Below are 12,455 nucleotides of genomic sequence, written 5' to 3'. Positions count from 1 at the left end.
TGCTGGTCGAATGAAAACGCTTACTGTGTTAGTGGTCTACAACTTTGGACTTATGACAACTTATTTTAGGGGGAATTGAATAATGAACACAGAAAAAAAACCATTCATTGTCATCGGTGGAGGAATAGGCGGGTTGGCAACGGCTCTAGGAATTGCGGAAACAAAACAGTATGTAAAGGTCTTGGAGCAAGCTCCTGAATTTGGTGAAATTGGAGCTGGAATTCAGCTTGCTGCGAATGCAACCAATGTTTTACAACGTTTAGGCGTTATGGATAAAATCAACGAAATTGCAGTTTTTCCAAAAAGATTAGTTTTGATGGATGCTTTTTCGGGCAAAGAGCTTTCCGCTTTAGATTTAGGTGACGTATATAAAGAAAGATATGGAGCACCTTATGTTGTGTTACATCGCTCTGATTTGCATCGAGTGTTAGCTGAAGCATGTGAAAGTAGCCCATATATCGAACTTGTAACGAACCAAACCATTATTGAAACGGTAGAAAATGAAGGTCAAGTTACTGTTACTTCTGCAAATGGAGATCAACATTTAGGAACGGCTGTTATTGGTGCGGATGGTTTATGGTCTAATGCCCGTAAATTATTCGTGGAAGATCAACCGGTATGCTCTCAATATGTTGCCTACAGAGGTGCGCTTCCAATGGAAGAGGTAACGAGTCACGGAGATTTAGATGATGTATATATGTGGATTGGACCGAATCTTCATCTTGTTCAATATCCGGTTAGAAGAGGAGAGCTTTACAATCAGGTAGTTGTTTTCAAAAGTTCTCAATACACCGAAGAAAATGAAAAAACAGATCAATGGGGTACCCCGGAAGAAATGGACCGTGTCTTTGCAGGAACTTGTGAGCTTGTTCAAAATGCGATTTCATTCATTCAGCGTCAACGTCGCTGGCCGATGTACGACCGTTTGCCAATTAATAACTGGACAAAAGGCAGGATCACACTTACGGGAGATGCTGCACATCCAATGCTTCAATACTTGGCACAAGGAGCTTGCCAAGCTTTAGAAGATGCGGCTTATTTGACTGATATGCTTCATAAGAATGGGAATAATGTGGAGCAGGCATTTTTGGAATATCAAGAAGAACGCATTCCACGTACAGCGAACGTTCAAACAAGTGCAAGAATGTGGGGAGAAATTATCCACAATACTACCGATGCGGGGATACTGCTTCGTGATACGATTCTATTAAATCGCACGGATAAGGATTTTAAATTTGTTGATGATTTCCACGGTTACAACAAAGCGTTTGTAAAAGCATAATAACCTGCATTTGCTTCATTCATCCAAAAGTTGTGGTTAGCATATTTTTTAAATCAATACTAGATTTTTGCCTTTCTTCCTTATGAAGAGAGGCTTTTACTGTTTATCCCTTAATAACCTTTGTATTTTTTATAACATTTCTTTACAAGGGAAAAATAAAAAGTATAATGAAACCATAAAGGTCAAAAATGGTCAAACGTTGTAAGAGTTCGTTCATGGAATTGATGAATGGGAGGTTTTAAGATGGATATTAATAAAATGACAGAGAGAACCCAACAGGCGTTTATTGGCGGGCAGGAACTAGCCAAGGATAGGGGAAATCCGGAACTGACGGAGCTTCATTTATTAAAAACCTTAATGGAACAGGACGAGAGTTTATTAATTAGAATTTTATCTGATTCCGATAAAACGGTCAGTCGTTTTGAAATAGAGCTAAATAAGGAACTTAATAAATTGCCGGAAGTGAGCGGCAGTGTTGCTCAGGTATATATGTCAGCTTCCCTACAACAGTTATTGACGGTTGCAGAAAAAGAAATGCAAGTGTGGGAGGACGAATATTTATCCGTCGAACACATCCTGTTGGCGTTGTTAAAGGAAAAAAAACCGAATATAAACAGGCTGTTTTCAACTTGTGGAATAGATTACGATAAAGCAAAACAAGTTATACACGATATAAGGGGGAATCAACGAGTGACTAGTCAAAATCCAGAAAGCACATATGAAGTCCTAAATAAATATGGCAGAGATCTCGTTGCTGAAGTTAAATCGGGGAAGGTTGATCCTGTCATCGGGCGTGATACGGAAATTCGCAATGTCATCCGGATTCTATCACGAAAGACTAAAAATAATCCAGTATTGATTGGGGAACCTGGGGTAGGTAAAACAGCGATTGTCGAAGGATTGGCGCAAAGGATTGTCAGGAAGGATGTCCCGGAAGGACTAAAAGACAAAACAGTTTTTTCACTTGATATGAGTGCTCTTGTTGCCGGGGCCAAATTCCGTGGTGAATTTGAGGAACGTTTAAAAGCTGTACTGAATGAAATTAAAAAGAGTGATGGTAAAATTCTTTTATTCATTGACGAATTGCATACAATTGTAGGAGCAGGCAGAACGGATGGCGCACTTGATGCAGGGAATATGTTAAAGCCGATGCTTGCGCGTGGTGAGCTGCACTGTATCGGTGCAACAACCCTGGATGAATATCGCCAGTATATTGAAAAGGATCCCGCTCTAGAACGCCGTTTTCAGCAAGTTCTCGTTCCCGAGCCAGATGTGGAAGATACTATTTCAATATTGCGCGGATTAAAGGAACGGTTTGAAATTCACCATGGCGTCAGGATACATGATCGGGCGATTGTTGCTGCCTCTGTCCTTTCCAACCGTTATATAACGGAGCGATTTTTACCAGATAAAGCGATTGACCTAGTGGATGAAGCTTGTGCGATGATCAGAATGGAAATTGATTCAATGCCTTCAGAGCTAGATGAAATTACAAGAAAGGTTATGCAGCTCGAAATTGAAGAAGCCGCCTTGAAGAATGAAGAGGATCCTCAAAGTAAAGCAAGGCTAGGTGTACTCCAAAAAGAACTTTCAGAACTTAAGGATCAAGCGAATAGCATGAAAGCAAAGTGGCAAATGGAGAAATCTGCGCTTCAAAAAGTACAGGACCAACGTGAAGAGCTCGAGAAGCTTCGTCATGAACTGGAACAGGCAGAGAATGACTATGACCTCAACAGGGCTGCTGAACTACGGCACGGAAGGATTCCACAGCTTCAAAAAGAATTGGACGCTATGGAAGATGAATTGGAAAAGGAAAAGCAGGAATCACGATTGCTTCGCCAAGAAGTGACGGAAGAGGAAATCGCATCGATTGTTGCGAGGTGGACGGGTATTCCGGTAAGCAAGCTGGTGGAAAGTGAAAGAGAGAAGCTGCTTCGTCTTTCGGAAATTCTTCACGAACGCGTAATAGGCCAAGGAGAAGCGGTGGAACTTGTATCTGATGCTGTTTTACGGGCTAGGGCAGGAATTAAGGATCCAAACAGACCGATTGGTTCGTTTATTTTCTTGGGACCGACCGGAGTGGGTAAAACTGAACTGGTCAAAGCGTTGGCAGAAACGTTATTCGATAGTGATGAACATATGATTCGAATCGATATGTCGGAATACATGGAGAAACATTCCGTTTCCCGACTAGTCGGTGCGCCTCCTGGATATGTTGGTTTTGAGGAGGGCGGACAACTAACCGAAGCTATTAGAAGAAACCCATACTCCGTCGTGCTACTGGACGAAATTGAAAAGGCACATCCGGAGGTCTTCAATATTTTGCTGCAAATGTTGGATGACGGACGTATAACAGACTCCCAAGGTAGAACTATTAACTGTAAAAATACGGTTATTATCATGACATCCAATATTGGCTCCCATTTCTTGTTGCAGTCCAACCGTAGCGATGGAGCCATTGAAGAAGAAATAAAGGATCAAGTGTTCAAAGAATTAAGAGGACATTTCCGCCCTGAATTTTTGAATCGAGTAGATGACATTGTGTTATTCAAACCGCTTACTCAACATGAAATCGTTGGAATTGTAGAGAAAATGGTTCAGCAATTACAAGTGCGGTTAACTGAACAAAATATAAATCTCCACGTCACCGAAGCGGCTAAGGAATTCATTGCCGAACAAGGGTATGATCCGGTATATGGGGCAAGACCGCTCAAGCGATTTATTCAAAAGCATTTGGAAACAAAAATCGCTCGCCGAATTATAGCGGGGACAGTTGAAAACGAAGAAGGAATCACGATTGATTATGTTCATAACGAATTAGTACTAATCTAAAGTTTATGAAATGTAGTTTAATCAAAAGCAAAGAACGGTATAACAAAAAGGACATCCCCAAAGGATGTCCTCTTTTGCTTCTTAATGTTGATGAGAGTCTTTTGTTGGCCCAGCAGGCATAACAGCAGGGATAATACATATTAGAATAGCCGCAGCGATTCCTAAAATTGTTCCCTGTGCAGCATCGTATGAAACTCCGATCATGGAAGAAACAACATATACAGTCATATGCACTAATAAGAATGTCCAAAAAATTGTCCAAGCATAACGCATCGAATTTCACCTCATTCCACTACATTCATTTTTATCTTACCATAATTAATATACAGTTAAAACGGCTTTTTCATAATAACCATTAAATAATTAAATACAGTATAACAAAGGTAATCTTTTCTGACAGATGGGTTGGGATTGAAAAGAAAAACGATAATATTTCGAGATCTTCACGAAATTATTCCACCTTGATTAATTTATGAAAAGAAAATAGGCGTCTCCCCTGACCTTTTCAATATTTCAACATAAATTAAGTAGTAGTAGTATTTGTAGGAATATTCCTTAAAGGAGTTTAAAAGATGGAACTGGAACAGCGAACTTTTCAAATTGATGACCAATGGAGTATCGTCTATTATCCGGAGCAGCCCAGTGGTTTTTCCGTAATGGTAATCGGAGACCGTAGTCATTTTGTCGAAAAAGACAGCAGCTTTTGGCTCCAGCATCCTGGCAGGTTACGAATATTGGAGTATTTAAAAGAATGCGGATACACACTATTTTCATCCAATTTCCACGGAGCCAGCTGGGGTAGTCCAAAAGCTCTTGATCTTTCCCTTAAACTATATATTCTCTTCATGAAAAAGGAAATAGTCAATCAAAGGTTTCATGTGTTGGCAGAGGGGACAGGCGCACTTCTCGCATTAAGGCTAATGAATGAACTAGGAAGTAAAATACGTTCTGTCGTTCTTATTGATCCGGTTTTTTCATTGAAAGCACAACTGGAAAAAGAAAAGGAAAATAAGTTTTTTTATAAAAAGTGGTTGACTGAGGTTTCGGCTGCTTATGAGATGAACCCAGCCGAATGTGAACAGCATATTCTGGATTCTGAAGATCCGTTAATTGCGGAGAATATCCCTGTAAAAGTAATTCAGGTTTTTGGAAGCTTGCGTAAAGAACAAGCCTCCTTTTATCGGCAAATCCAACTGGCTAGAAAGGCTGACTTGCAGCTAACTTATTTATTACCTGAAAAACGCTATAAAATACCTTATCAAATTCAGAAGTTTTTTAATGAGAATGAAGAGTCTTTATAAGAGTGGATATATTTTCACAATAGTTTGCATACGATACAGCATCTAAAAAAACTTGACGTGCCGGATGAAGCGAGCTTGATGGCATACGAGGAGGCTGTATTTATGCAAACATTCATTGTCATTGGCTCTTATCAATTTGTAGGTTTCTATGTGACCCAATATTTATTGAATCAGGGCGAAGAGGTAATCGGAATTGATTGGACAGATTCCCAAGCAAGTCAGTGTATTATAGAAGAAAAGGAACTTGAAATTGGTCGAAGTGCTAATTATATATATTTTCCGATAAATAAACTTAGATTATTAGATATTTCCCAGCAGGACACTGTTTTTATATCTTGTTACGATATTAGAAAAGGTAAAATAGGTAGAATCAATTGTCTTATAGACGATATCGTTTTCTTTCTTGAGAAATGCAAAAAAAATGGCTTAGATAAAACGCCAAATATTGTGATTCTCATGCCTGTTGAAGACGATGTGGAGGATTTTCAGTCAATAATAACCTCAATTGAAGGAATTGCTTCTGTTAAAATCATATTTTTACCGACGATTTATGGCCCCTGGCAACCAGAAAGCATGTGCTTTGAAGCCGGAATCAACCAACTTGAACAATCAGCTATCAAAGCTACGCTTGCTCGTGAATATACCGAGGATGCGCTCTTTATTACTGATTTTGTGAACGCTTTAGAAAGAGTTGCTACCTTATCAGATAGAAACATCCAGCTGTGCAGCAGTATAGATGATCACTGGAATAAATGTGCCAAGTTTATTTTTGGAGAAAGTATTGATTACTTATTTATTCAACCAGCAACTAAGATAATAAAAGGGACCGTCTTTGAGGTGCAAAGTAAAACGGGTCCAGAAGAAGGTGTTTCCTTACAAAGGAAACATAATAAACGATTAAACTTACTTAAAAAGTGGAGAATGCGTGATTAAAGAGAGCCTTTGGTTAAACTCTAGAAGCACTGTTAAAAAGGGTGCGAGTAATTCAAGAAACTAAAAACATGAATATCAAATCCTATTTTAGGTAAATGTATATGACAAGGCAGGTACAGTATCAATAGACATTAATTCTAGGAAAAATCCAAAACCTGTTAATTTGGCCTGTATCTTATATGCCTCATACTTTAATGAATGGAATAAAACTATCAGGAAATTCATTTTTTAATGTCTGTGCCTTTACGAAAGGGCTACGGGGAATTATGATAATAATGAGATATTCTTTAAGTGAAAAAATGATTATCTGGTAAATTATCAAGTAGATAAGGAGGCAACTAAAAATGAGTTCAGATAAAACACTTGAATTTATGGGAATCGCTATGAAATACTTCCCAGAGGCTAAAGCAAAGCTGGAGGCAAATGGAATTCCTTTTTCAATGGATATGGCAGAGCCGTTCATGGACCTGTTTAAAAAAGTTATGCAAGAAGCTTATGAGCTTGGAAAACAAGATGCTCAGCGTTAATTAAGCTTAGGCTGTCCAGTCATGCGGACAGCCATCATTTTTTTCAGTTAATCTTTGTTTAAGAACTTGGTAATCAATGGGTTCATTTTCTGAATGGTTGGTTTGTATTGGTCATATAATCCCATTAATGTTTCTACGCTCACCATCAATTGCATGTAGTCAACTTTTGATTCCTCCTTTTGGAGTTCAGGCTCCGCTTTTCTACCAAACATCAAATCCGAAAAATGATCATCTTGTGTACTTCGATTGTTGCGAGTGAAAATGTCCATAATAAATTCCTCCTTTTTTCTATAATGTATGTCTATAAAACACCTTGGCGTAGGCCCTTGTCCGATTCAAGAAACAGATTCTTTTATACTTTCAAACTGTTAGCTCTTGCAAGGAAGAGTTTTTTTATATAAAATTAGTACCAGGTAATAATAGATGATGATAATTATTTATTAAAATAAATAAGGGGATGGCAAAATGAACGCTGGAATATTAGGGCTTGGACGCTACTTACCCGAAAAAATCGTTACAAATGCGGATTTAGAGAAAATCATGGACACTTCTGACGAGTGGATTCGGACTAGAACAGGTATCGAGCAAAGAAGAATAGCCGATGATAATACAAATACTTCTGATATGGCTTATGGAGCGGCAAACGCTGCATTGATAAATGCAGACATCTCAGCGGACGAGATAGATTTAATTCTTGTAGCTACCGTGACACCTGATCAGTCGTTTCCTTCTATTGCTTGTATGATTCAGGAGAAATTAGGAGCAAATAAGGCGGCTGCTATGGATGTTAGTGCTGCATGTGCTGGCTTTATGTATGCGATGATTTCAGCACAGCAATTTATTCAGTCAGGTGCTTATAAGCATGTGTTAATTGTTGGTGTTGAAAAGCTTTCAAAAATAACCAATTGGGAAGACCGCAATACTGCTGTCCTATTTGGGGATGGAGCGGGTGCTGCTGTCCTTGGGCCTGTTGCAGAAGGAAAAGGGATTCTTTCCTTCGAATTAGGTGCAGATGGAACTGGTGGTAAGCATTTATTACAGGAAGGAGATTATATTTCCATGAACGGACGTGAAGTGTTTAAGTTTGCTGTCCGTCAGATGGGAGAATCTAGCCTGAATGTACTTGATAAAGCGGGATTGACAAAAGAAGATGTGGATTTACTTGTCCCTCATCAAGCCAATATTCGAATTATGGAAGCTTCGAGGGAACGTTTGGGACTGCCAGTTGAAAAAATGACAAAAACCGTTCATAAATATGGAAATACCTCTTCAGCATCGATTCCGATTGCTCTTGTAGAAGAAATGGAAGCGGGCAGGATTAAGGAAAATGACCTAATCGTCATGGTCGGTTTTGGAGGAGGACTCACTTGGGGAGCAATTGCTCTAAGGTGGGGGAAATAAAAATAGAAAACAAAAAAATCGTACGAGTTTTATAAAAGGAAGGAGCCATTTCTAATGACTAATCGCCGTGTTGTTGTAACAGGTATTGGAGCAATCTCTCCAGTTGGTAATGATGCAGAAACTGGATGGAAGAATATAATTGAGGGGAACTCAGGGATAGGGCCATTAACACGCTTGAATGCTGATGATTTCCCTGTAAAAGTGGCTGCTGAAATAAAAGACTTCGATATTGAGACATATATCAATCGTAAAGAAGCGCGTAAGATGGACCGTTTTACGCATTATGCCATTGCTGCATCAGTTATGGCATTAAATGATAGTAAGCTAGAAATAACAGATGAAAATGCCACACGTGTTGGTGTTTGGATCGGTTCAGGTATTGGTGGACTAGAGACGCTTGAAACACAACATGAAAACTTTTTAAATAGAGGCTATAAGCGTGTAAGTCCATTTTTCGTGCCAATGATGATTCCGGATATGGCTGCTGGCCAGGTTTCTATCTTACTAGGAGCTAAGGGAATCAATTCTTGTACGGTAACAGCTTGCGCAACTGGAACAAATTCAATTGGTGACGCGTTTAAAGCAATTCAACGTGGCGATGCCGATGTAATGATCACAGGTGGTGCCGAAGCGCCGATCACGAAAATGTCGGTTGCAGGCTTCTGTGCGAACACGGCTTTATCGACAAATCCTGATCCAAAAACGGCAAGCCGTCCTTTTGATGCAAACCGTGATGGGTTTGTAATCGGAGAAGGAGCTGGGGTAATTATTCTTGAAGATTTAGAACATGCATTAAACCGTGGAGCCAAGATTTATGCTGAAATAGCTGGATATGGATCGACTGGAGATGCTTTCCACATTACGGCTCCAGCGCCTGGTGGAGAAGGCGGAGCAAGAGCGATGAAGATTGCGATTGATGATGCAGGTTTGAAACCGGAAGACATCCAATATGTAAACGCCCATGGAACAAGTACGCCTTACAATGATAAATATGAAACGATGGCAGTCAAAGAAGTCTTTGGTGACCATGCATATAAACTTGCATTAAGCTCTACAAAGTCAATGACTGGACATATGTTAGGGGCAGCAGGTGGAGTCGAAGCAATTTTCACCATTCAGGCAATCAGAGACAGCATTTTGCCACCGACTATTAATATTGAAACACCGGATTCTGAGTGTGATTTGGACTATGTGCCAAATCAAGCAAGGAAAAGTGAAATTAATGCGGCCATCAGCAATTCACTTGGGTTTGGCGGACATAACGCAACTATTCTTTTCAAAAAATATCAATAATTAATGTTAAGAGCAAATCTTTAGAGATTTGCTCTTTTTTTGTTTGTGATGGTCCATGGATCGAAGCGGTTACCTTCATTGATAGAAAGCTTTGTTTCATTCTTAAACATGTATAGGGAAATAATATGTGTCACCCGCAATTATAAAATCATACGATAGTTAAAAGAGGCGGGGGTGTATGGGATGGGTGTTATTTCAACAAATGAATGGTTGAAGAAGGATTTCGACCGCCCGGTTCAGATGATGGACAGACTGAAAGATAAATTCAACAACAATATTAATGGAGATATGATTTATCGCCACTTACAAAAGCACGGCATGTATTCTCCAAATCAAAAAACGAAAAGTACATGGGGAAACTTAACAGAAAATAATGTTTGGGAAAAGACACAAAGCCTTTTTACTTCTTATAAGAAGTTATGGGAAGGGCCAGACGTTCCCATTTATATCTTTCCTCTTATGTCTTCAGGTATGTGGAAGCAATCTATTGAAACGAAATCAGGATTGGCCTTTGAAGATAAATTGTTTCTTTTTTATGACAATGGTATAGCGGAAAGGGAAATGGAGGCCCTTTTGATTCATGAATATCATCATGTTTGCCGATTACACCAATTGAAAAAAGAACAGAAAGATTATACACTTCTCGATACGATGATTATGGAAGGGCTCGCTGAAAGAACTGTTTGTAAATATTTAGGAACGAAATATTTAGCGAAATGGACAAAGTTATATCAGGAAGACAAACTCCGGGGATTTTGGAGTAAGCACTTAAAAGCAAAGCATACCATAAAGCGTACAGACCCGCTTCATGATGTTCTTCTGCTGGGGAAGAAGGGGTATCCGTATATGCTAGGATACTGTACAGGATACTATCTGGCGAAGAATGCTGAAAAACTCTCTGTAAAAAAATCATTCATTATCCAATCTGAAGAATTCTTAACAGAAAAGAACTAATTTATACGTTCTATTTTTCTTAATCTGTTTTCTAGAATAGGAATAAAATGTCTGGTTCCTGCCTATACTGATTGACAAACAGAAATTTGTTTAAGTGAGGGATGAATGATGTTATATCTTCATGATGTATGGGTTAATTGGTTTGAAGGAGAAGAAAACGGCTATAATATTTGTCATTTTCATGAATGGAGGAAGGATGATGGGATCGAGCTATTAGATCAAGTTCCTCTGTTGAAAGTCTCAGCAACACTCTTCCACTACATAGAAAATGACTTATCAGAATTACCTAAGCCATTGCTTAGCGATGTCTATCAAAAAGCGTATGCAAGGAAAAACCATGAACGAATTCAGCTTGACTATTGTTTTATCGTTACCGATGGAAATGGAATTCTAGCTGTAGATACAATAGGTTATCATATTCCGATTCGGAAAAGCAGAATAATTCCTCGGCAGGAACAAATTGTTTATGACATGATAGAAAACCATGATGAGATGGATTACACTTTTACTGAAAAACCTACATCTGAGAAAGAATATCATATTTTATCGCCGTCACCCTTATTTATGAATGGATTGACAAGAAAAGAAAGACAGCTAAAGCAGCTTCTATTCATGGCCATGGATCAATTATTTACAGCGAAAAACACTGCTGAAATCCGTTATTGGTATACAGAATGGGCTCCAGAAAAATATGAGAGCATTCAAGAAATGGATTTTCAAATAGCTTGGCTTGAGTTATATGAGGAAATGAAGGAAGGCTGGTCAGAGAAACACCTACAACTATGCGAAAACTTAGTAAAGGGGCAGCCATTTTTTGAAAAGCTTTGGCAAGTAGAGACAGGAGATAGTCCATCAATATTATAGGAGCATTTAACATTCTTAAAAAGAAAAGACGATCCGATTAGGATCGTCTTTTTCTTTTATCTTTTTCTGCCAAGCCCCATACCGTTATACATTTTTCTGATCATTTTATTCGCTTCAATGTTCGCTTTTTCTGCACCACGGTCAAGAATTTCATCCAATTCAGGAGAATCAATTAATTTGTAATAGCGCTCTTGGATTGGTAAGATTTCTCCAAGTACTACTTCAGCTAAATCACTCTTAAAGTCTCCGTAACCCTTTCCTACGTATAATTCTTCAATTTCGGGGTAGGTTTTCCCGCTAAAGATGGAGTAAATCGACATTAAGTTGGAAACCCCAGCTTTGTTTTCCTTATCATAACGGACAATACCCTCGGAATCGGTAACCGCGCTCTTGATGTTTTTTTCGATTTGCTTTGGATCATCCAATAGGGCAATCGTGGCCTTTTTGTTAGAATCTGATTTACTCATTTTCTTAGATGGTTCTTGAAGCGACATTATACGCGCCCCTGCCGTCGGAAGGCTGATTTCCGGAATCTTGAAAATCTCGTTGTACTTATTATTGAATCGTTCAGCTAAATCACGTGTTAATTCAAGATGCTGTCTTTGATCTTCGCCGACAGGAACAACATCTGTACTATAAAGAAGAATATCGGCAGCCATCAGCGGAGGATAGGTCAGTAGTGCTGAAGAAACCCCTTCTTTACCGGCTGATTTGTCTTTAAATTGAGTCATACGCTCAAGTTCGCCAATATAAGAGATACTTTGTAATATCCAGCCTGCTTGAGCATGCGCAGGTACCTCTGATTGAATAAAGATTGTATTCTTTTCCGGATCGAGGCCAATAGCCAAATATAAAGCGGCTAATGTTTTAATGTTTTTTCTTAATTTAAGACGATCTTGTGGAACTGTAATTGCATGCTGGTCAACGATACAAAAGAAACAATCATATTCATTTTGTAAGTTAACAAATTGTTTCATTGCTCCGATATAATTCCCTAAAGTAACGGAACCGGATGGCTGAATGCCGGAGAAAATCCTTTTCAACTGCTAGTCACTCCTCTAAATACGT

The 12,455-nt window shown here is 38.9% G+C and carries 12 protein-coding genes; 9 read left to right on the top strand and 3 right to left on the bottom strand.

Going from position 1 to position 12,455, the window contains the following annotated elements; all coding sequences use genetic code 11:
* Window positions 1-82 precede the first annotated feature (82 nt).
* Window positions 83-1,282, top strand: a complete 1,200-nt coding sequence (locus tag JFU50_RS03245) for an FAD-dependent monooxygenase (RefSeq protein ID WP_201181846.1) — start codon at window positions 83-85, stop codon at window positions 1,280-1,282.
* Window positions 1,283-1,525: 243 nt separating this feature from the next.
* Complete coding sequence (gene clpB, locus JFU50_RS03240) at window positions 1,526-4,114, top strand: ATP-dependent chaperone ClpB (protein ID WP_201221668.1); 2,589 nt, start codon at window positions 1,526-1,528, stop codon at window positions 4,112-4,114.
* Window positions 4,115-4,195: 81 nt separating this feature from the next.
* On the opposite strand, the gene JFU50_RS03235 is transcribed toward clpB, so the two are convergent.
* The gene (locus tag JFU50_RS03235; protein WP_053344988.1) at window positions 4,196-4,387 is read right to left on the bottom strand and encodes a YjzD family protein; all 192 of its coding nucleotides are present in this window, start codon (window positions 4,385-4,387) and stop codon (window positions 4,196-4,198) included.
* A 299-nt stretch (window positions 4,388-4,686) separates the two neighbouring features.
* Here JFU50_RS03235 and JFU50_RS03230 point away from each other — a divergent pair, with 299 nt between their 5' ends.
* The 3 genes from JFU50_RS03230 (at window position 4,687) to JFU50_RS03220 (ending at window position 6,875) form a co-directional block, all read left to right on the top strand.
* Entirely contained in the window at window positions 4,687-5,415 is a 729-nt protein-coding gene (locus JFU50_RS03230; protein WP_201181842.1) for an alpha/beta hydrolase, read from the top strand.
* 102 nt (window positions 5,416-5,517) lie between these two features.
* On the top strand, window positions 5,518-6,348 hold the full coding sequence (locus JFU50_RS03225; protein WP_201181840.1) for a hypothetical protein: 831 nt from the start codon (window positions 5,518-5,520) through the stop codon (window positions 6,346-6,348).
* 344 nt (window positions 6,349-6,692) lie between these two features.
* Window positions 6,693-6,875 carry a ComZ family protein gene (locus JFU50_RS03220; protein WP_053344991.1) on the top strand — a complete coding sequence of 61 codons (183 nt, stop codon included), beginning with the start codon at window positions 6,693-6,695 and terminating at the stop codon, window positions 6,873-6,875.
* 47 nt (window positions 6,876-6,922) lie between these two features.
* Here the strand turns inward: JFU50_RS03220 and JFU50_RS03215 are convergent, their stop codons facing one another.
* Window positions 6,923-7,144, bottom strand: coding sequence for a hypothetical protein (locus tag JFU50_RS03215; RefSeq protein ID WP_053344992.1), 222 nt, complete (start codon window positions 7,142-7,144; stop codon window positions 6,923-6,925).
* 196 nt (window positions 7,145-7,340) lie between these two features.
* On the opposite strand from JFU50_RS03215, the gene JFU50_RS03210 reads away from it, so the two are divergent.
* The 4 genes from JFU50_RS03210 to JFU50_RS03195 all read left to right on the top strand — a co-directional run bounded on the left by JFU50_RS03210 (window position 7,341) and on the right by JFU50_RS03195 (window position 11,387).
* Window positions 7,341-8,276 (top strand): beta-ketoacyl-ACP synthase III, encoded by a 936-nt coding sequence (locus JFU50_RS03210; protein WP_201221667.1) that lies wholly within the window; start codon window positions 7,341-7,343, stop codon window positions 8,274-8,276.
* 54 nt (window positions 8,277-8,330) lie between these two features.
* A complete protein-coding gene (gene fabF, locus JFU50_RS03205) occupies window positions 8,331-9,569 on the top strand; it encodes a beta-ketoacyl-ACP synthase II (RefSeq protein ID WP_201181836.1) in 1,239 nt (412 codons plus the stop codon).
* A 183-nt stretch (window positions 9,570-9,752) separates the two neighbouring features.
* Window positions 9,753-10,523 carry a DUF2268 domain-containing protein gene (locus JFU50_RS03200; protein ID WP_201221666.1) on the top strand — a complete coding sequence of 257 codons (771 nt, stop codon included), beginning with the start codon at window positions 9,753-9,755 and terminating at the stop codon, window positions 10,521-10,523.
* Between the two features lie 108 nt (window positions 10,524-10,631).
* Window positions 10,632-11,387 carry a YjbA family protein gene (locus tag JFU50_RS03195; RefSeq protein ID WP_053344996.1) on the top strand — a complete coding sequence of 252 codons (756 nt, stop codon included), beginning with the start codon at window positions 10,632-10,634 and terminating at the stop codon, window positions 11,385-11,387.
* Window positions 11,388-11,443: 56 nt separating this feature from the next.
* Here the strand turns inward: JFU50_RS03195 and trpS are convergent, their stop codons facing one another.
* A complete protein-coding gene (trpS, locus tag JFU50_RS03190; protein ID WP_053344997.1) occupies window positions 11,444-12,430 on the bottom strand; it encodes a tryptophan--tRNA ligase in 987 nt (328 codons plus the stop codon).
* Window positions 12,431-12,455 lie beyond the last annotated feature (25 nt).

It is taken from the genome of Peribacillus sp. TH14, from assembly GCF_016651145.1.
Classification (GTDB): domain Bacteria; phylum Bacillota; class Bacilli; order Bacillales; family DSM-1321; genus Peribacillus; species Peribacillus butanolivorans.
This window is presented reverse-complemented; position numbering and strand designations above follow the sequence as displayed.

Coding starts and splice junctions, on each gene's coding strand:
- JFU50_RS03200 (WP_201221666.1), top strand. CDS start 9,753: ATGGGTGTTATTTCAACAAATGAATGGTTGAAGAAGGATTTCGACCGC.
- JFU50_RS03235 (WP_053344988.1), bottom strand. CDS start 4,387: ATGCGTTATGCTTGGACAATTTTTTGGACATTCTTATTAGTGCATATG.
- JFU50_RS03215 (WP_053344992.1), bottom strand. CDS start 7,144: ATGGACATTTTCACTCGCAACAATCGAAGTACACAAGATGATCATTTT.
- JFU50_RS03225 (WP_201181840.1), top strand. CDS start 5,518: ATGCAAACATTCATTGTCATTGGCTCTTATCAATTTGTAGGTTTCTAT.
- JFU50_RS03210 (WP_201221667.1), top strand. CDS start 7,341: ATGAACGCTGGAATATTAGGGCTTGGACGCTACTTACCCGAAAAAATC.
- JFU50_RS03230 (WP_201181842.1), top strand. CDS start 4,687: ATGGAACTGGAACAGCGAACTTTTCAAATTGATGACCAATGGAGTATC.
- fabF (WP_201181836.1), top strand. CDS start 8,331: ATGACTAATCGCCGTGTTGTTGTAACAGGTATTGGAGCAATCTCTCCA.
- clpB (WP_201221668.1), top strand. CDS start 1,526: ATGGATATTAATAAAATGACAGAGAGAACCCAACAGGCGTTTATTGGC.
- JFU50_RS03245 (WP_201181846.1), top strand. CDS start 83: ATGAACACAGAAAAAAAACCATTCATTGTCATCGGTGGAGGAATAGGC.
- JFU50_RS03195 (WP_053344996.1), top strand. CDS start 10,632: ATGTTATATCTTCATGATGTATGGGTTAATTGGTTTGAAGGAGAAGAA.
- JFU50_RS03220 (WP_053344991.1), top strand. CDS start 6,693: ATGAGTTCAGATAAAACACTTGAATTTATGGGAATCGCTATGAAATAC.